General features: G+C 58.8%; 18 protein-coding genes and 1 pseudogene. 12 read left to right on the forward strand and 7 right to left on the reverse strand.

Features of this window, described 5'->3' with window-relative positions:
- Positions 1-200 precede the first annotated feature (200 nt).
- The 3 genes from E5E97_RS00140 to hpt all read right to left on the reverse strand — a co-directional run bounded on the left by E5E97_RS00140 (position 201) and on the right by hpt (position 2,530).
- Entirely contained in the window at positions 201-974 is a 774-nt protein-coding gene (locus tag E5E97_RS00140; protein ID WP_005304632.1) for an ABC transporter permease, read from the reverse strand.
- Entirely contained in the window at positions 971-1,888 is a 918-nt protein-coding gene (locus tag E5E97_RS00145) for an ABC transporter ATP-binding protein (RefSeq protein ID WP_016351893.1), read from the reverse strand. Before E5E97_RS00145 ends, E5E97_RS00140 begins: the two co-directional genes overlap by 4 nt.
- A 111-nt stretch (positions 1,889-1,999) precedes the next feature.
- Positions 2,000-2,530, reverse strand: a complete 531-nt coding sequence (hpt, locus tag E5E97_RS00150) for a hypoxanthine phosphoribosyltransferase (RefSeq protein WP_024945753.1) — start codon at positions 2,528-2,530, stop codon at positions 2,000-2,002.
- A 200-nt stretch (positions 2,531-2,730) separates the two neighbouring features.
- Between hpt and E5E97_RS00155 the strand changes: the two genes are divergently transcribed.
- Positions 2,731-3,345 carry a TetR/AcrR family transcriptional regulator gene (locus E5E97_RS00155; RefSeq protein WP_171279664.1) on the forward strand — a complete coding sequence of 205 codons (615 nt, stop codon included), beginning with the start codon at positions 2,731-2,733 and terminating at the stop codon, positions 3,343-3,345.
- Positions 3,346-3,419: 74 nt separating this feature from the next.
- On the opposite strand, the gene E5E97_RS00160 is transcribed toward E5E97_RS00155, so the two are convergent.
- Both E5E97_RS00160 and mpl read right to left on the reverse strand, forming a co-directional pair.
- On the reverse strand, positions 3,420-4,031 hold the full coding sequence (locus tag E5E97_RS00160) for a flavin prenyltransferase UbiX (protein ID WP_011707290.1): 612 nt from the start codon (positions 4,029-4,031) through the stop codon (positions 3,420-3,422).
- Positions 4,028-5,398 (reverse strand): UDP-N-acetylmuramate:L-alanyl-gamma-D-glutamyl-meso-diaminopimelate ligase, encoded by a 1,371-nt coding sequence (gene mpl, locus E5E97_RS00165; protein ID WP_011707291.1) that lies wholly within the window; start codon positions 5,396-5,398, stop codon positions 4,028-4,030. Before mpl ends, E5E97_RS00160 begins: the two co-directional genes overlap by 4 nt.
- A gap of 178 nt (positions 5,399-5,576) precedes the next feature.
- On the opposite strand from mpl, the gene ppa reads away from it, so the two are divergent.
- Complete coding sequence (ppa, locus tag E5E97_RS00170; protein ID WP_011707292.1) at positions 5,577-6,107, forward strand: inorganic diphosphatase; 531 nt, start codon at positions 5,577-5,579, stop codon at positions 6,105-6,107.
- 25 nt (positions 6,108-6,132) lie between these two features.
- On the opposite strand, the gene E5E97_RS00175 is transcribed toward ppa, so the two are convergent.
- A complete protein-coding gene (locus tag E5E97_RS00175) occupies positions 6,133-6,495 on the reverse strand; it encodes a hypothetical protein (RefSeq protein WP_171279665.1) in 363 nt (120 codons plus the stop codon).
- A gap of 124 nt (positions 6,496-6,619) precedes the next feature.
- On the opposite strand from E5E97_RS00175, the gene E5E97_RS00180 reads away from it, so the two are divergent.
- From E5E97_RS00180 to E5E97_RS00225, 10 genes and pseudogenes are all read left to right on the forward strand, one after another.
- Positions 6,620-7,498: a hypothetical protein gene (locus E5E97_RS00180; protein WP_029302247.1), complete on the forward strand. Its 879-nt coding sequence runs from the start codon at positions 6,620-6,622 to the stop codon at positions 7,496-7,498.
- Positions 7,499-7,755: 257 nt separating this feature from the next.
- Positions 7,756-8,298 (forward strand): YtfJ family protein, encoded by a 543-nt coding sequence (locus E5E97_RS00185; protein ID WP_011707296.1) that lies wholly within the window; start codon positions 7,756-7,758, stop codon positions 8,296-8,298.
- A gap of 44 nt (positions 8,299-8,342) precedes the next feature.
- Positions 8,343-8,633: a hypothetical protein gene (locus E5E97_RS00190; RefSeq protein ID WP_171279666.1), complete on the forward strand. Its 291-nt coding sequence runs from the start codon at positions 8,343-8,345 to the stop codon at positions 8,631-8,633.
- A gap of 35 nt (positions 8,634-8,668) precedes the next feature.
- Positions 8,669-9,283, forward strand: coding sequence for a DUF2796 domain-containing protein (locus tag E5E97_RS00195; protein ID WP_171279667.1), 615 nt, complete (start codon positions 8,669-8,671; stop codon positions 9,281-9,283).
- 4 nt (positions 9,284-9,287) lie between these two features.
- Positions 9,288-9,977 (forward strand): ABC transporter ATP-binding protein, encoded by a 690-nt coding sequence (locus E5E97_RS00200; RefSeq protein WP_171279668.1) that lies wholly within the window; start codon positions 9,288-9,290, stop codon positions 9,975-9,977.
- A gap of 76 nt (positions 9,978-10,053) precedes the next feature.
- On the forward strand, positions 10,054-11,301 hold the full coding sequence (locus E5E97_RS00205; protein WP_041218358.1) for an ABC transporter permease: 1,248 nt from the start codon (positions 10,054-10,056) through the stop codon (positions 11,299-11,301).
- Positions 11,302-11,330: 29 nt separating this feature from the next.
- Positions 11,331-11,809 (forward strand): annotated as a pseudogene (locus E5E97_RS00210) (DUF3299 domain-containing protein).
- Between the two features lie 139 nt (positions 11,810-11,948).
- Positions 11,949-12,815, forward strand: a complete 867-nt coding sequence (locus E5E97_RS00215) for a TIGR03899 family protein (protein WP_130631707.1) — start codon at positions 11,949-11,951, stop codon at positions 12,813-12,815.
- Positions 12,816-13,078: 263 nt separating this feature from the next.
- Positions 13,079-14,707, forward strand: a complete 1,629-nt coding sequence (locus E5E97_RS00220; protein WP_171279669.1) for a PAS domain-containing methyl-accepting chemotaxis protein — start codon at positions 13,079-13,081, stop codon at positions 14,705-14,707.
- 600 nt (positions 14,708-15,307) lie between these two features.
- Positions 15,308-16,240, forward strand: a complete 933-nt coding sequence (locus E5E97_RS00225) for a S9 family peptidase (protein ID WP_171279670.1) — start codon at positions 15,308-15,310, stop codon at positions 16,238-16,240.
- A 397-nt stretch (positions 16,241-16,637) separates the two neighbouring features.
- On the opposite strand, the gene E5E97_RS23395 is transcribed toward E5E97_RS00225, so the two are convergent.
- Entirely contained in the window at positions 16,638-17,561 is a 924-nt protein-coding gene (locus tag E5E97_RS23395) for a hypothetical protein (protein WP_216368131.1), read from the reverse strand.
- Positions 17,562-17,649: the final 88 nt, after the last annotated feature.

Consider the following 17,649-nt stretch of genomic DNA (forward strand, 5'->3'; position numbering starts at 1 on the left):
CGGAAGGCCTCCATAGTGCAGACCTTCCAACCGCGGGAATTATACCTTTGGGGGTAATCTGAAAATTGCGGTGGATCACAAGGTGCCAGATAAAACCTTGATAAAAGGGTGGTTATTGACCCTGTGCGAGATGGGCCAGCGCAGGAGAAGTAAAAGAGGCGACAAAAAAACGGGCACCCCAGGGTGCCCGTTACATTGCATCAGTGACGCAACCCGGTGCCGCGGGAGATGAGCCACCAGGCCAGGCCGTAGAGCGCCACGATGAAGCCGATGATGATGAGGTAGGCGGTGCCGAGCGGCACGTCGGAGATCCCGAGGAAGCCGTAACGGAACGCGTTCACCATGTAGATGATCGGGTTCACCTGGGAGACCCCCTGCCAGAAGGGTGGCAGCAGGCTGATGGAGTAGAACACCCCGCCCAGGTAGGTGAGCGGCGTCAGCACGAAGGTGGGGATGATGCTGATGTCGTCGAAGGTCTTGGCAAACACCGCGTTGATGAGGCCGCCCAGCGAGAAGAGGATGGCGGTCAGCAGCACGGTGAAGCAGACGCTGAACAGGTGGTGGATCTGCAGCGGCACGAAGAACAGCGACACCAGGGTGACGATGAGGCCAACGCAGAGGCCGCGCGCTACACCACCGCCGACGTAGCCGGCGATGATGACGTAATTGGGCACCGGCGCCACCAGCAGCTCCTCCACGTTACGCTGGAACTTGGCGCTGAAGAAGGAGGAGGCGACGTTGGAGTAGGAGTTGGTGATCACCGACATCATGATGAGGCCGGGCACGATGAACTCCATGTAGCTGAAGCCCCCCATGTCACCGATGCGGCCGCCGATGAGGTTGCCGAAGATGACGAAGTAGAGGCTCATGGTGATGGCGGGCGGCACCAGGGTCTGGATCCAGATCCGGGTGAAGCGGCTGATCTCCTTGGCCAGAATGCTCTTGAAGGCGATGTAGTAAGTGGTCAGGTTCATGCTTTTCTCCCTTCCTCGACCAGGGTGACGAACAGCTCTTCCAGCCGGTTGGCCTTGTTGCGCATGCTCAATACCTGCACCTGCTGGCTCGACAGCTGCTCGAACAGGCTGTTGAGGGACTGGCTCTTGTCCAGATCCACCTCCAGGGTGCGTTCGTCCTGCATGCGGCCGTTGAACTCGGGCACGTTCGGCACGGCAGAGCCCGGCGCCAGATCCAGCATGAAGGTCTCGCGGCCCAGCTTGCCCAGCAGATTCTTCATGCTGGTGTTCTCGATCAGGCGGCCCTTGTCGATGATGCCGATGTTGCGGCACAGCATCTCGGCCTCTTCCAGATAGTGGGTGGTGAGGATGATGGTGACGCCCTGCTCGTTGAGATCCTTGAGGAAACTCCACATGGAACGGCGGATCTCGATGTCCACCCCGGCGGTCGGTTCGTCGAGGATCAACAGCCTGGGTTCGTGCATCAGGGCGCGGGCGATCATCAGCCGGCGCTTCATGCCACCGGAGAGGGTGCGGGCCGGCATGTCGCGCTTGTCCCACAGGTCGAGCTGGCGCAGATATTTCTCGGCGCGGATCTTGGCCTCGGCCCGCGGCACGCCATAGAAGCCGGCCTGATGGGTGACTATCTGGATCACCTTCTCGAACTGGCTGAAGTTGAACTCCTGCGGCACCAGACCGAGCTGGGCCTTGGCCTCTTCCAGATGAGTGTCGATGTCGTAGCCGAACACCTTCACCTTGCCGGCGCTCTTGTTCACCAGCGAGCTGATGATGCCGATGGTGGTGGACTTGCCCGCCCCGTTGGGGCCGAGCAGCGCGAAGAAATCCCCCTGCTTGACGGTAAGATCGATGCCTTTAAGGGCTTCGACGCCCCCCTGATAGGTCTTTTTCAGGCCGCTGATTTCCAGTGCGTTCATTGCAACCCCTGTGATGGCGCATCCCATCTCGAGACAGAAAAGGCGGCCAAGGCCGCCTGCAGACAGAAAATGGCGCTCTGCCACCTCGCCCGTGATATTCCTGAACCTTGCTTACTCTTGCGGTACAACCTTGCCGATGAACTTCAGATTGCGGTACTTCTGGGCATAGTCGATGCCGCAGCCCACCACGAATTCATCGGGAATGGAGAAACCGATCCAGTCTACCGGCACCTGCACTTCGCGGCGGGACGGCTTGTCCAGCAGGGTGCAGATGGCCAGGGATTTTGGCTCGCGCAGAGAGAGGATCTCGCGCACCTTGTTGAGGGTGTAGCCGGTATCGATGATGTCTTCGACGATCACCACGTCCTTCCCTTTGATGTCGTCATCCAGATCTTTGAGGATGCGCACGTCACGGGTGCTGTGCATGCCGGAGCCATAGCTGGAGGCGGTCATAAAATCCAGGGTGATGGGCAGCTGGGACTGGCGGCACAGGTCGGCCAGGAAGATGCAGGAACCACGCAGCAGGCCGATCATGACCACTTCGTCAGAGCCCTGATAACGGGCGGTGATCTCTTCACCCAATTTGGCGATCCGGGCGGCAACTTCAGCCTCGGAGATCATCACCTCGACAGTGTGTTTCATCACTTACTCCATAATGGCCAAAGCGAATTTGGCCGTTCATTAACGTCAAAACCGATGATTCTACCATTCAAGCCGAAGGGCGTCAGGCATACGTGATGCTTTTATCGGCTTATTTTAATTGATAGAGTTAGCAGGCCCTCGGGCATTATCGGTGACAATACTATAAACACCATAATCAATAACTATTAGATGAAAAAACTATGGAACCACGCGCAGAAATAAGACGTCGAACCCGGCTTTCGCCGGAGGCCCGACGCAATCAATTGATGGAATGTGCCATCGAGGTGTTCTCCCGTCGCGGCATTGGCCGTGCGGGTCACGCCGAAATCGCAGAACAGGCCAAGGTCTCGGTTGCTACCGTGTTCAACTATTTCAACACCCGTGAAGAGCTGGTGGATGAAGTGTTGGCCGAGATCGAACGTTTCGTGCACCAGATGCTGGAACAGGCCTACACCGGCCAGGGCCCGGTCAGCGACAGCATTCGCCGCCACGTGAAGCTGTTTGTCGACGCCGCCTACGATCAGCCTGACCACGCCAGCATCTGGCTGGAGTGGAGCTCATCGGTGCGGGAAGAGGTCTGGCCCCGTTACGCCAAGCTGCTGGACAAGGCACTGGAGCGCATTGCACCCCACCTGCAACGCGCCATGGATGCCGGCGAGATCCAGAGCGTGCTGTCCGCCCAGGACCTGGCTCGCTCCCTGACCGGTTTTGGTTACGTCATGATGCAGATGATCAATCAGCCACAACGCCCGGACCGGGAAGAAGTGGCCGATTTTCTGTTCAAGTACGTGACGGCCCCGATCCAGGCAGCCTAACCCGCTCCGTCAAAATAAAGCGGCGCCGAACTGTTCAGGTCGGCGCCGCTTTTGTTTGTCCGCTATCTCTCAGCTCACCCTTTGGCGTAGCCCCAGCGGCGGGTCAGATCGTGCTCGATCCCCAGATGGTCGAGGATCCTCGCCACCATGAAGTCCACCAGGTCCGCGATGCTTTTTGGCTCATGATAGAAGCCCGGCGCCGCCGGCATGATGGTCACCCCGAGCCGCGCCAGTTTCAGCATGTTCTCCAGGTGGATAGCCGAGAAGGGGCTCTCGCGGGGTACCAGAATGAGCTGGCCGCGCTCCTTGATCACCACGTCCGCCGCCCGCTCCAGCAGGTTGTCGGAGGTGCCGTTGGCAATGGCCGACACGGTCCCCATGGAGCAGGGACAGACCACCATCTGCCTGGGCGCCGCCGAGCCGGAAGCCACCGGCGAGAACCACTCCTCCTTGCCGCAGGCCACTATCTGCCCCTCGCTGGCGCCATATTGACGACAGAGATAGGCAGAGAGCTCTTTGGGCGAGCCCGGCCACTCCTGCTGCTGCTCGGTCTTGAGCACCACACGAGCCGCCGAGGAGGCGAGCAGGTAGACCCGATAATCCGCCTGCACCAGGCATTCCAGCAGGCGCAGGGCATAAGGGGCGCCAGAGGCGCCGGTCAGCGCCAGAGTGATCGCTTTGTTCATAGCTGGCCGTGATAGTCCTTGAGGCGGGCGATCAGCTTGTCATGAATGCCGCCGAAGCCACCGTTGCTCATGATCAGAATATGATCGCCATCGCGGCACTCGGCCACCAGCCGGTTGATCAGAGTCTCCAGATCGTTGAACACCTTGGCCGGTCGGGTCATGTGGGCGGTCACCTCGCCAAGATCCCAGCCGATGTTGGGCGGCTGGAAGAAGAACACCTCGTCGGCGCCATCGAAGCAGCCGGCCAGCTCCTCCTTGTGGACCCCCAGCTTCATGGTGTTGGAGCGGGGCTCCAGCACCGCCAGGATGCGGGCCTTGCCCACCTTGGCGCGCAGTCCGCCGAGGGTGGTCTCGATGGCAGTGGGGTGATGGGCGAAGTCGTCATAGACGCTGATGCCGGCTACCTCGCCTTTGAGCTCCATCCGTCGCTTGGGGGACTTGAACTGGCAGAGGGCTGCAATGCCGTGCTCCACCATGACACCGGCATGGCGGGCGGCGGCGATGGCCATCAGGCCGTTGTTGACGTTGTGCTCGCCGATGCACTCCCAGTGCACTTCGCCCTGCTTCACGCCGTCCAGCCACACCTCGAAGGCGGAGCCGTCGTCGGCCAGCTTGACCGCCTTCCACTGGGCGTCGTCCTGACCCACCAGCTCCACTTCGCTCCAGCAGCCCATCTTGCGCACGGCAGCCAGGTTCTCGTCCCCCTTGGGGAAGAGCACCCGGCCGTTGCTCGGCACGGTGCGCATCAGGTGGTGGAACTGGCGCTGGATGGCGGCGAGATCCGGGAAAATATCCGCGTGGTCAAACTCCAGGTTGTTCATCACCAGAGTGCGCGGGTGGTAGTGGACGAACTTGGAGCGCTTGTCGAAGAAGGCGCAGTCATACTCGTCCGCCTCGATGACGAAGAAGGGGGCGGAGCCGAGACGGGCGGAAACCGGGAAATTGCCGGGCACGCCGCCGATGAGAAAGCCGGGCTCCAGCTTGGCGTATTCGAGCACCCAGGCCAGCATGCTGGCGGTGGTGGTCTTGCCGTGGGTACCGGCTACGGCCAGTACCCAGCGATCCTGCAGCACGTGCTCCAGCAGCCACTGGGGGCCGGAGATGTAGGGCAGATTGCGGTCCAGCACATACTCCACACAGGGGTTGCCGCGGCTCATGGCATTGCCGACCACCACCAGATCCGGCGCCGGATCGAGCTGGGAGGGGTCATAGCCCTCGGTCAGTTCGATGCCCTGTTGCTCGAGTTGAGTACTCATGGGGGGATAGACGTTGGCATCCGAACCGGTCACCCGGTAACCAAGCTGTTTTGCCAACACCGCCAGACCACCCATGAAGGTGCCGCAGATCCCGAGGATGTGAATGTGCATACCGCTGCCTTTTCCAGTAAAGGGAGTGCGCATTCTAGCAAGGTGACGGCAATTTGGCAGACCCAAGCTGTGCGGTATCCACCGACTCTGTCGCAGTGGCCCTGAAATATGGTCATTTGACGCGACATCGCTATAATATCGGCCTGCAAACTTGACTCCAACACTCAAAGGAAACGTCATGAGCCTGAACCTGGTCCCGGCTGGCAAGAGCCTGCCCGACGACATCTACGTCATCATCGAAATCCCGCAGAATGCCGACCCGATCAAATACGAAGTCGACAAGGACAGCGGTGCCATCTTCGTTGATCGCTTCATGTCTACCCCGATGTTCTACCCGTGCAACTACGGTTACGTGAACGCCACCCTGTCTCTGGATGGTGATCCGGTCGACGTGCTGGTGCCGACTCCCTACCCGCTGCTGGCCGGCTCCGTCATTCGCTGCCGCCCGGTTGGCGTGCTGAAGATGACCGACGAATCCGGTGAAGATGCCAAGATCGTGGCCGTTCCGCACTCCAAGCTGACCAAGCAGTACGATCACATCAAGGATGTGAACGATCTGCCCGAGCTGCTGCGCGCCCAGATCCAGCACTTCTTCGAGCGCTACAAAGAGCTGGAAGCAGGCAAGTGGGTCAAGGTTGAAGGCTGGGGCGACAAGGCCGCCGCCGAAGCCGAGATCATCAGCTCTGCCGAGCGTTACGCTGCCAAGTAAGCGTATCTCTCGTGAAAAAGGCGCCTCAGGGCGCCTTTTTTATGGGTTGTTGCGGGCGCTGACCCGGCGTCACACCGGCAGGATCCCCCTGGATATAGATGTCGCGCCCATCCTGTCGATAGGACCGATAGTAGTCTCCCCCGCAGTGATAGCTGCCATCCTGATCGCTCATCAGCTCGCAGTTCACCGGCAGCACCTCCAGCCACTTGATGGCCTGCTGGAAACGCAGCCACTCCTGCCATTCATGTTCCCGCGCCAGCTTGTCCCGCAGGGCAAAGGTATCCGCGCTGGACATCCCCTGGTTGACGATGACCGGCCCCGCCGAGGCCGGCAAGGCGGCCAACAGCAGCAACAACGGTGTGATTCGCTTCATGACGGTTTCCTGCATGACTTATTTCCAGAATTAAATTAAAAGCCCGATCAATCTGTTATCAAAATCACAAATGCCAGACTCATCCAAAATCGGCCGGCTCACCTAGTTGTTTATTATCACCCCTAGCAGGATGCACATCATGAAACTGGCACAAGGTCTGTTGTTGAGTCTAGTGTTCGCGTCCATGGCCGGGGCCAACGAGGTCACCCTGAGCTGGCAATGGCAATCGGCCGACGGCCAGCAGAAGCATCTGCTGCTGAACACGGATGAGCGGGTCATCTCCGCCAGCCGCCACGAGATGAGCCTGCTCGATGCCTCCCTCAACTATCCGCTGGAGACCCTCTACTCCTATATCAGTCCGCGGCTCTACAACAGCATCAATCTGATCAATCAGACCAGCCCGGAGACCGCCACCAAGTTTCGCAATCTGGAGCAGGCCTTCACCCTGCACGACGACAGCATGGAGTCGACCCTGTTCTGGCAGGCCTATCAGCAATATCAGGACGATGCCTTTTATCAGATGCGGGTGGTGCCCTGCGTGCATCCCGCCAATCGCAAGCTGCCCTGCGTGCGTCCCAACTATTCGCAGCTGTTCTACCAGTTCAAGGGCGACCTGAGGCCCCTGGCAAAACAGTTCCTGGCCAAGGATCTGGCCACCAGCGTCGGCCTGCTGCAGGAGTGGCTGAGCGGCATTCCCACCCCACCCGAGCAGATGGACCACTTCGCGCCGCCACTGCAAGCCTTGCAGAGCAACAAGGCAGACAGTGACGAGAAGGCGCTGCTGATGGCCAGCCTGCTGGCCGAGCTGGCCCCCCAGTACATGCTCAGCATCATCTACCCGAACATCAGCATCGGCAGCGTCTCGCCGGCCTGGCTGGCCATTACCGCCGACAGCGGCCTGAAAGGGGATACCGTGGTGATCGGCAACCAGCGCCACGTTCTGCTGACCGGCTCGCCCCTGCTGGCCCAACAGATGACCATGGCCAAGATCCCGCTGGTGAGCGAACCGCTCTACTGAGCCCTCCCCCTCACCTCCCGTCTGGCTGCAGGCCGCAGCCAGACTCCTCAAACCAGTTGATAAGCAATTGATTTTTATCGACTGCGTGCCATCCTAGCCGCCTTTGCCAGCTAGGCCCCGTGCTGGCGGGCAGGCAAGCGGGCCAATCACACGTTTATTTAACACTTCTTAAACAGATCCGATCAGTTTAGGATGAGTACTGCCCCATTCCCTCAATGCAAAAATCGTTATAACATAACAAAAGGAGTGTCATCAGGATGAAACATCTCGTACTTACTCTGGCGCTGCTGCCAACCCTGGCCCTGGCTCACAACATCAAGGAGTCGGCTCAGGTGCCGCTGGTCAACATCAGCGACAAGGGTGAACTGGTTCTGAAAGAGAAAGAGATCAGCTATCAGCCCTGGCAAAGCAAGGTGCTGGCCGGCAAGGTCTTTCTGATCCAGCACATCGCCGGTCGTTCCAGCGCCAAGGAGCTCAACGCCCCCATGATCGAAGCGATCAAGGCGGCCAAGCTGCCCCACGACAAGTACCAGACCGTCACCATCATCAACAGCAATGACGCCATCTGGGGCACCTCCGGCTTTGTGAAGAGCAGTGCCGAGGACAGCAAGAAGGAATTCCCCTGGTCCGCCATGGTGCTGGATGCCAAGGGCATGGCCCGCAACGCCTGGGATCTGGCGCCGGAAAGCTCGGCCATCATCCTGCTGGACAAAGAGGGCAAGGTGCTGTTTGCCAAAGATGGCCAGCTCGATGCCAACAATATCGCTACCGTGATGGGGCTCATCAAGTCCCATCTCTAAGTCAGAGAGAAGGGGCGCTGATGGCGCCCCTTTGATAAGGGTCTATGGGTCGTACCAAGCTGAAAATCTGGTTGCTGCTGCTGGGCTGGTTGTGGTTGCAACCGGTGCTGGCACAACATCCGCTGGAAGCCGACCTGCCCGGCCACAACCACGCCTGTGTCCTCTGCGCCCTGCATCTGGATGGCAAGCTGGCACTTATCCCAACCCTGGTCATCCCGTCTTCACAAGTGGTCATCGGCAAGCTCGTTGATGCCACCCTGCCCAAACCTCATGTCACCCCGTCAGGCCAGTGCCGCATTCGCGCGCCACCACTGCTTCATCGCTTATCCGGCTAAATCCATTTTTCAATAAATTTTTCAAAGGATTAACGATGAAAGCAGTCACCCTGTTACTGGCGGCCGCCGCATTTGGCGTGCAGGCAAACCACGATGAACACGACAGTCACGGCCACGGCGCCCATGAGCACGGCCACGGTCACCTCAATCTGGTGCTCGATGGCAACCAGCTGATGATCGAGCTGCAGGCCCCCGCCGCCGATCTGGTGGGCTTCGAGCACGCCGCCAAGAGCGACGAGGAAAAGGCGCAATACGCCAAGGCCATCGCTCAACTCAAGCAACCCGATGCCCTGTTTCGCTTCGACCCGGCCGCTGGCTGCAAGCTGACCCAGCAGGAGCTGCAGGCCGCCAAGGAAGATCATGATCATGACCATGACCATGACCATGACCATGACCATGACCATGACCATGACCATGACCACCAGCAATCTGACGGCAAGCACGACGAACACCATCACGACGACGCCGGTCACGCCGACATGGGCGCCATGTACACCTACACCTGCGCCACCCCGGCCAAACTGACCGGGCTGGAGGCCACCCTGTTCAGCGTCTATCCGAGCCTGGAGAAGCTGAGTGTGCAGGGTATCCTGCCCAGCGGCCAGACTGCGGCCGAGCTGACCCCCTCCGCCAACAAACTGAGCTGGTAACGCCATGAAAAACGCCGTGGTTGAGATCCGCGATCTGGCCTTTGCCTGGCCGGGTCACGAGGTTGTACTCGATCTGCCCGCCCTCACCATCAGCGAGGGGGAGCGGGTGTTCATCAAGGGACCGTCGGGCTCCGGCAAGTCGACCCTGCTCGGCCTGCTGGCCGGGATCCAGACCGCCAACCACGGCACCCTGGAGGTATTGGGCCAGCCGCTGGCCCGACTCTCTGGCCGTGCCCGCGACCACTTCCGGGCGGCCAATCTGGGTTACATCTTCCAGCAGTTCAACCTGCTGCCGTTTTTATCCGTGCAGGACAACGTCACCAGCGCCCTCACCTTCTCCCCCGAGAAGCGAGCCCGGCTGCAGGGCAGCCCGGCCGAGGAGGCACGCCGCCTGCTACGGGAGTTGCAGCTACCCGAGGAGGCGCTACACAGGCCCGTCCATGCCCTCAGCATCGGCCAGCAGCAGCGGGTGGCTGCCGCCCGCGCGCTGATCGGCTCACCGCCGCTGGTGATCGCCGACGAGCCCACCTCGGCCCTCGATACCGACAACCGGGCTGCCTTCATCAAGCTGTTGTTCGAGGAGTGCGACAAGCAGGGCTCGACCCTGGTCTTCGTCAGCCACGACCCCTACCTCGAACCGCTCTTCCCGCGGGTGGAAAACCTGCAACAACTGAACAGGAGGGCATCATGCTGAGCACCGTTCAACACTGCATCTCCCTGATGAATGCCATTCGCACCCACGCGGTACGACCACAAAACCGGAGGGTCACGTGCTAAAACTCGCCCTGCAAAGCCTCTGGGCCCGCCGTCTCACCGCCGGGCTCACCCTGCTGGCCGTCGCCATCAGCGTCACCCTGCTGCTCGGGGTGGAGCGGGTGCGCAACCAGGCCCGCGAAAGCTTCGCCAATACGGTGTCGGGCACGGATCTCATCGTCGGCGCCCGCTCCGGCCAGGTGAACCTGCTGCTCTACTCGGTGTTTCGCATCGGCAATCCCACCAACAACGTGGGCTGGGATGCCTATCAGGCCATCAAGAACCAGCGCGGCATCGCCTGGACCATCCCGCTTTCCCTTGGCGACTCCCACAAGGGGTTTCGCGTGCTCGGTACCAATGGCGACTACTTCACCCACCTGAAGTACGGCCAGCAGCAGGCGCTGGCGCTGCGTGAAGGGCGAGCGTTCGACACGCCATTCGAGGCGGTGCTCGGCGCCCAGGTGGCCGAGAAGCTCGGTTATCACCTGGGGCAGTCCATCGTCATTGCCCACGGCGCCGGCAATACCTCGTTCAGCCAGCACGACAACCTGCCATTCAAGGTGGTGGGGATCCTGGCACCGACCGGCACTCCCATCGATCGCACCATCCACGTGCCGCTGGCCGGCATCGAGGCGATCCACCTGGGCTGGGACACCGGCCGTCACAGCAAGAACGTGACTGCCGAGCAGGCGCTGGCCCAGGATCTCACCCCCAAGACCATCACCGCCTTCATGGTGGGGCTCAGCAACCGGATATTGGCGTTCCAGCTGCAGCGCAGCGTCAACACCTACCGGGGTGAGCCGCTGATGGCGATCCTGCCGGGGGCCGCCCTGCAAGAGCTGTGGAGCCTGATGAGCGTGGCGGAGACGGCACTGTCGGTGATCGCCGGCTTCGTGGTGGTGGCGGGCCTCATCGGCATGCTGACCACCCTGCTGGCCGGCCTCAACGAGCGGCGCCGGGAACTCGCCATCCTGCGATCCCTCGGCGCCGGCCCTGCCCACCTGTTCCTGCTGCTGGCACTGGAGGCGATGGCCCTCACCACCGCCGGCATCGCGCTCGGGGTGGCGGTGCTCTACCTGGGGCAGGGGCTTGCCACCCCCTGGCTGCTCAGCCACTATGGCCTGCAATTGAGCCTGGGGCTGCCGAGCGCCCACGAGTGGCTGCTGCTGGGGCTGGTCTGGCTGGCCGGCATGGTGATCGGCCTGTTGCCCGCGGCCCGCGCTTATCGCTACAGCCTGAGCGACGGCATGAGCATTCGCGTCTAGCCAGACGCCCATAAAAACGAGAAGGACAGATGATGAAGTGGAAAATTGTGGCGCTGCTGGCCGCCATGCTGGCGCTGCCGGCCATGGCCGTGGAGTACAAGACCATCGACTGGGATGTGCTCATTCCCGCCGGTGAAAAACTGCTGCCGCCCCCCAGGTGAGCCACGACGGCAATCTTGCCTCGGTGCCGCAGCCGGTGGGCGGGGTCAACCAGAAGCTGGACAACCAAGAGGTGCGCATCCCGGGCTTCGTAGTGCCGCTGGAGGGGGATGCCAAGAAGATCACCGCCTTCCTGCTGGTGCCCTACTTCGGCGCCTGCATCCATGTGCCGCCCCCGCCCACCAACCAGGTAGTCTACGTGAGCTACCCCAAGGGGGCGCCGGTGGACGATCTGTGGGACGCCATCTGGGTGAAGGGCAAGATGCGCACGGTCAGCTCCAGCCACGAGATGGCCACTGCCTCCTACTCCATGGAGGCGGTCGAGGTGAGCGTCTACGAAGAGCAGTAACCAGGCACAAACGGCCTCCCGCGGGAGGCCGTTTTGTTATCCGCAACGACCGGATCCCAGCCAGCCCCTGCCTGAGGGATTGCCCACCATCCCGGTTGGAGTAACATTCAAGGCTAGACCTTGCGATCACGGAGCCAGCATGGCTGACCTGCCCCCGCCCAAGAAAGAGAGTTCCATCCTGAGCAGCCAGGAGCAGACCCTGCGCCTGGCCCGCAGCCGCGGTATCGACGGCATGCTCACCCGCAACAGCGACAGCACCTTCGAGCAGCGCGCCACCTTTCGCCAGCTGGCGGATCAGGCCGCCCGCCAGCGCAACCTGGAAGCCATCATGGTGATGGCCTCCCGCCACTGCGAGGAGACGGCCGCCGGCGGCGAGATGGACAGCGACTGGCTGACCCGTTTCCTGCAACTGGCGGAAGACATCAGCATGGTGCCCATGCAGCAGCTGTGGGGCCGCATCTTCGCCATCGAGATCGCCACCCCGGGCCGCTTCTCCATCCGCGCGCTCTCCACCCTCAAGGAGATGACCCAGCGCGAGGCCCAGCTGTTCCAGCGCATCTGCTCCCTCTCCTGCCACTATGTGGGCAGCGACGAGCAGCGGCTGCTGCTGGGGCTGCACAAGGGAGCCAGCCTGCTCAGCCGCGCCCGGGTGACCCGGCTCGGCCTTGGCAAGTACCGCATCCCCTACAACGCCCTGCTGCAGCTGTTCGAGCTCGGCCTGCTGCACCGGGGCGAGCTGGAATCCGGCCCGCTGCCCGCCGACGGGGTGGAGCTGGAGTTCGGCGATCAGCGCTGGCGCCTGCAGCGCAAGCAGGCCAACATCACCCTGCTCTACTACCGGCTGACCCCGGTCGGCAACGAGCTCGCCCAGCTGCTGCAGGAGCCGCCACTGGAGGAGTACCTGCAGGATCTGAAAACCGTGCTGGTGCAAGGGCTGCAGATCGAGACCATGATGCTGGCCCCACCCGCCGGGCCTGAGCCTGCCCCGGCCGATCCAGCCCCCTGATCCCCTGGAGCCCGCCCCCGGGCTCCGTCGTTTCGCACACCGCCGCAGCATCTTGCGAAATATCGACCAGCCGTTGCCAAAACGGTTCTCGAAATGCGAATTCTTCTCCATACCGCTACCGATGATGGCCCTCCTGGCTGAACCAGGCTGACTCGTTTCACCTTCATCACCCGCTATTCACAAAATAATCATCAATCTCTGCGTGCTGGCTCATGACTTGCATTTGCCATGCATCTTTCCAGCAACCCTGTTCCGGAGCCACCATGAGAATCAATCAACCCGTTACCCAGCGCGAGCGCCTCTATCCGGAGCACCAGAGCCTGATCTCCACCACGGATCTGGAGAGCCGCATCACCTATGCCAACGACGAGTTTTGCCATATCGCCGGCTTCAATCTGGAGGAGCTGCAAGGGGAGCACCACAACCTGGTGCGCCACCCAGATATGCCCAAGCAGGCCTTCGCCGATCTCTGGCACCATATTCGGGCCGGCAAAAGCTGGATGGGGCCGGTAAAGAATCGCTGCAAGAACGGCGATCACTACTGGGTCAGCGCCTTCGTCACGCCGATCAAGGATGCCTACGGCAAGGTGGTGGAGTATCAATCGGTGCGTACCGCCCCCAGTGAGGAGATCAAGCAGCGGGCCGAGCGCATCTATGCCGGGCTGCGCGCTGACAAGACCCCGCTGGCGCTCAGGCTGCCGACTTTCTCCCACACCCTGGCGATCGGGCTCTGCCTGCTGCTGAGCCTGATGACCATGGTTGCGCTGGGGTATCAACAGGCTGCGCTCTGGCAGTTGGCCCTGGCGGCCGTACCGCTGCTGCTGGCAGCCATGATCACCCATGCCCTGGCCCGTCGCCTCGGCAAGCTCGACAAGATGGCCCGCAGCCGTTTCGACAACCCGCTGATGCAGCTGCTCTACACCAACAAGGTCGACAACATCGCCGCCATCGAGCTCGCCATGCTGATGAATCAGGCCGAGTTCAACGCGGTGCTGGCGCGCACCCAGCAGACCTGCAGCCGGATCCTGCGCTCGGCCGAAGGCGATCTGCGCAATGCCGAGTCCATCACCAGCAACCTGCAGCAACAACAGGCAGAGACCAATCAGGTCGCCACCGCCATCACCCAGATGGCCGAGTCGATCCACGAGGTCTCCCACAGCTCCACCGCCGCCTCCGGCCTGCTCGATGAAACCGCCGAGCTGTTCCTGGAGGGCAACCGCAGCGTGCAGGAGACCATAGGGGCGGTCGAGGGGATGCACAGCGAGCTCACCACCTCAAAAACGGTGATCCACACTCTGGCGGCACAGTGCCGGGACATCGACGGCATTCTCGATGTCATCAACAACATCGCCAACCAGACCAATCTGCTCGCCCTCAATGCAGCCATCGAGGCAGCCCGGGCCGGCGAGGCGGGCCGCGGCTTCTCGGTGGTGGCGGACGAGATCAGATCCTTGGCCATCAAGACCCAGTCCTCCACCGGCGAAATCCAGAAGATGATCACCCTGCTGCAGGCCAGTGCAGGCAATGCCGAACTGGCGATGGAGAAAGGGGGCGCGCTCTCCGCCAGCTGCCAGCAGAAGGCCTCCGCCACCGGCACCATACTGCAGCAGATCAACAGCATGTTGCAGCAGGTCGCCTCCGGCAGCAGCCAGATAGCCCAGGCCGTGCAGGAGCAATCCCAGGTCACCGCCGATATCGATCGCAACGTGCTCAGCATCAAGACCCTGGCCGATGACTCCAGCCAGGGCAGTCAGCATGCCGTACAGGGCATCAACCAGCTGGTGCGGCAACTGAGCGAACTGGACCGGCTGGTACGCCAGTTCCAGCAGCAACCCGTCCCCCATCAATTCGACAACCCCAGACCCAGCGGCCAGGTAGTGCTGGCCCGCTGACCCCAAGAGCGTGCGCTAACAACAAAAAAGGCCCCTGTCGTCACCGGCAGCGGGCCCATTTATCTCTGGTGGAAAGTGTGGTTCTGGCCGTATGGGTACGCTCATACCATCACTGCCCCAACCTTGATGCCCTCACCCTGGCATCTGTGCTGCGCCTCACTCAACAGCGTCACGGCCCCGCAGTTCATTCCCCCGCCCAAATGCGCAGCGAGCACTGAGCAAACAAGGGCGCGGAGGTCCTCACATCGCCCGACCACCACCCCATGGCAGCTCAATTTATTGATCTTGCCCGAGAAATCATCCACTCCCCCTTCCCTAACCGGCTCCGTTCGGTAACATGGCCAGCAGATCCCCTCTTGTCGGAGTCCGCCATGAACCAGACCAGAGCAACACCGCAGGGAAAGCACAGCAGACTGGAGGCTGAAATTCAGGGGCGGTAGCCTTGCCCGATGAAATAGATAAACGAGTGGCAACACAAATATATTCTGATACCAGAGAGCGGGAGTTCTCAGACCTCGCCATAAAAGTGATAAAAATTATTTAAACGGTCGAATTATCGGATAAGTAGCACCCTTAATCTCATCACTGTCAGGGGCCAAAATGGAAATCCGAGCGATATTTTTACTTTTGCTCTTTTTGACATTCACTAGTAATGCTGAAGATATCACCACTCGTACAGCCAGCAGGGATGATGGTTCGCCTATCTCCTATTATCTAGTCCAGCATACCCATGATGCAGATACCTTGCTGTTGATTCTGCAAGGCTCTGATTGCAACAGTGTGCTTAACATAGATTCGATACTTTCCGACTATAAAGATGTTTGGCCAGAAGCTGATATTCTTCTAGTGGAAAAATACGGCATCAATCGTAAATTAAAATACAGTACCGATCCGGCACGCAAGGATTGTCCCGCTCAGTACCTTGAAAAGGACAACCCTGCGCAGCGGGTAGCAGATATCAAGGTTGTGCTCGATACCGTTCGAAAAGACGGTCAATACAAGAAATTAATTCTCCTGGGCGGGAGTGAAGGGGCCGTTATCGCCAACCTGGTGAGCGCAGATATTGACTCTATCGATGCCACCATCGCCTTTAATGGTGGTGGCCGCTGGTTTATCGATGACGTCTCACACAGCATCGCTGCAGAGCATAAAAATATCGAAGCAGCGAGAAAAGATATCGACGGTTTCAAAGGGTTTGCCGAACATGTTCTTAACAGCAAACCCTTTGAGCTTGAGGTGAGCGGGCATGGCTATCATTGGTGGCAGCAGATGCTCTCCATCGATCAGCTTGATACCCTTAAAAAAGTAAATTCTCCTTTGCTGATCATTCAGGGTGGAATAGATACTTCGGTATCACCTCAGAAAACAGATGAATTGTTGCGGCGCCTTAAAGACCTAGGAAAAAACAATATTGAATATCGGCGTTACGAAAAACTCGATCATGGATTCAAGGACAGTGACGGGAAAAGTCAACGCAAAGAGGTAGTAACGGATATGAATATATGGTTACAGTCCAAGCTAGGCAACCCATAAACCCAGCGATAGCTGATTGAAGCTAGACTGGCTGGTAAATGCCCTATTTATACTGCGATAACAGTTTATTAATTCACTCTCGCCGGAGTCAGCTATGAGTCAGACCAGAGCCACACCACAGGGAAAGAACAGCAGGTTGGAAGCTGGAATTTAGGGTCGGTAGCATAATCTTCTTACAGGCTGGCGCAGAGCGTAGCAAAGCCCAACAGACGAACATGATCACCTCAACCAGAGCGGGATAAAGATGAATTGGGCCGATCGGTAAAAAATTTGCAGATACATTTCCGGTAAACGTTGGGCTTCACTTCGTTCAGCACCGACCTACCATTTTTAGCTCAACATACGAGATGATGAGTCATGTTAATAAAGCCACCGTTTATACGGTGGCTTTATTGAACTATTTTTTATCACTGAGTGCTTTTAGAACATCCATGATAAAGCTAGCCTTGTCTATCTCTGGCTCACCCCTAGAGAAAACTTGAGTTATGAGCCTGATTTTAGTGTCACGCTTGAACTCTAGTTTCTCCCGCTCAGTCATATGCTCACATTCAATGGAGTTAGTTATTTGTTCTGCCAAAATGGCGGCCTTAAGCATTGCCATTTTCTCATTATTAAGAGAGACGATATGCTTAACCAAGAAAAATAAAACACCCGATAAACCGCCAATAATCAGGGTGGTGGCTGTAATCAGCGGCAATCTACTGAGAAGAATATCCCAAGCACTAACATTACCCAAAAATGGCACCATATACATAAAGCTCTCACCATTTCCGTATATGTACCTTGCCATAAAAGCTAACGCGATAAATGTAGAAACAGCCAAAAAATAATATGGCTTTAACTGTTTAGACGTTTCATTAGAGTGCCCCACCATATCGAGGGTGGTAAGATTTTTTTGCCGATTCGCAATAGCTAACTCTTGCTGTACCGCCTTTAGGGCATCGCTCACTTTCTCAGTATCAACAACTAACAACTTAAGCTTATTTTCTTCTTTCTTGTACAAATCCATCTCGGCTTCGATTCTTTTCTCTATCGCGATTAGACTTTCAGACTCATCAGCAATAGTTTTTGAAATCTTTTCATACTCCCGACTTGATTTTTCGATGTCATTTCTGACTTTATCCAAAGTATTCTGACTGTGAGCCAGACTGTTTTCTGCGTGGGATCGCTCTTGTTCTAATATGCTGATATCACTAGATATAGAATCAAACAAGCCTCGCTTAACATCAATGACACTATTAATGTTATCAAGCTTAGCTTTAATCATTTGCATTTCGATAAGTGGTATTTCTCTTGCCCTGTTTAGAGCATCTTTAGCCATATTAAACTTTTCCAATTCAGTAAGCAGCGCAGAGGTACTCGCAACACGCACAGCGGAAAATGTACTATTTTTTGGCAAGATGAGCCCT

Source organism: Aeromonas sp. 2692-1 (assembly GCF_013085505.1).
In the GTDB taxonomy this organism is placed as follows: Bacteria; Pseudomonadota; Gammaproteobacteria; order Enterobacterales; family Aeromonadaceae; genus Aeromonas; species Aeromonas hydrophila.

Bases quoted from the DNA above. Each gene is read 5' to 3' on its own strand.
- E5E97_RS00200 (WP_171279668.1), top strand. From the start codon at position 9,288: ATGAAAAACGCCGTGGTTGAGATCCGCGATCTGGCCTTTGCCTGGCCG.
- E5E97_RS00185 (WP_011707296.1), top strand. From the start codon at position 7,756: ATGAAACATCTCGTACTTACTCTGGCGCTGCTGCCAACCCTGGCCCTG.
- E5E97_RS00195 (WP_171279667.1), top strand. From the start codon at position 8,669: ATGAAAGCAGTCACCCTGTTACTGGCGGCCGCCGCATTTGGCGTGCAG.
- hpt (WP_024945753.1), bottom strand. From the start codon at position 2,530: ATGAAACACACTGTCGAGGTGATGATCTCCGAGGCTGAAGTTGCCGCC.
- E5E97_RS00160 (WP_011707290.1), bottom strand. From the start codon at position 4,031: ATGAACAAAGCGATCACTCTGGCGCTGACCGGCGCCTCTGGCGCCCCT.
- E5E97_RS23395 (WP_216368131.1), bottom strand. From the start codon at position 17,561: ATGGCTAAAGATGCTCTAAACAGGGCAAGAGAAATACCACTTATCGAA.
- E5E97_RS00155 (WP_171279664.1), top strand. From the start codon at position 2,731: ATGGAACCACGCGCAGAAATAAGACGTCGAACCCGGCTTTCGCCGGAG.
- E5E97_RS00145 (WP_016351893.1), bottom strand. From the start codon at position 1,888: ATGAACGCACTGGAAATCAGCGGCCTGAAAAAGACCTATCAGGGGGGC.
- E5E97_RS00180 (WP_029302247.1), top strand. From the start codon at position 6,620: ATGAAACTGGCACAAGGTCTGTTGTTGAGTCTAGTGTTCGCGTCCATG.
- E5E97_RS00215 (WP_130631707.1), top strand. From the start codon at position 11,949: ATGGCTGACCTGCCCCCGCCCAAGAAAGAGAGTTCCATCCTGAGCAGC.
- E5E97_RS00190 (WP_171279666.1), top strand. From the start codon at position 8,343: ATGGGTCGTACCAAGCTGAAAATCTGGTTGCTGCTGCTGGGCTGGTTG.
- ppa (WP_011707292.1), top strand. From the start codon at position 5,577: ATGAGCCTGAACCTGGTCCCGGCTGGCAAGAGCCTGCCCGACGACATC.
- mpl (WP_011707291.1), bottom strand. From the start codon at position 5,398: ATGCACATTCACATCCTCGGGATCTGCGGCACCTTCATGGGTGGTCTG.
- E5E97_RS00175 (WP_171279665.1), bottom strand. From the start codon at position 6,495: ATGCAGGAAACCGTCATGAAGCGAATCACACCGTTGTTGCTGCTGTTG.
- E5E97_RS00225 (WP_171279670.1), top strand. From the start codon at position 15,308: ATGGAAATCCGAGCGATATTTTTACTTTTGCTCTTTTTGACATTCACT.
- E5E97_RS00140 (WP_005304632.1), bottom strand. From the start codon at position 974: ATGAACCTGACCACTTACTACATCGCCTTCAAGAGCATTCTGGCCAAG.
- E5E97_RS00220 (WP_171279669.1), top strand. From the start codon at position 13,079: ATGAGAATCAATCAACCCGTTACCCAGCGCGAGCGCCTCTATCCGGAG.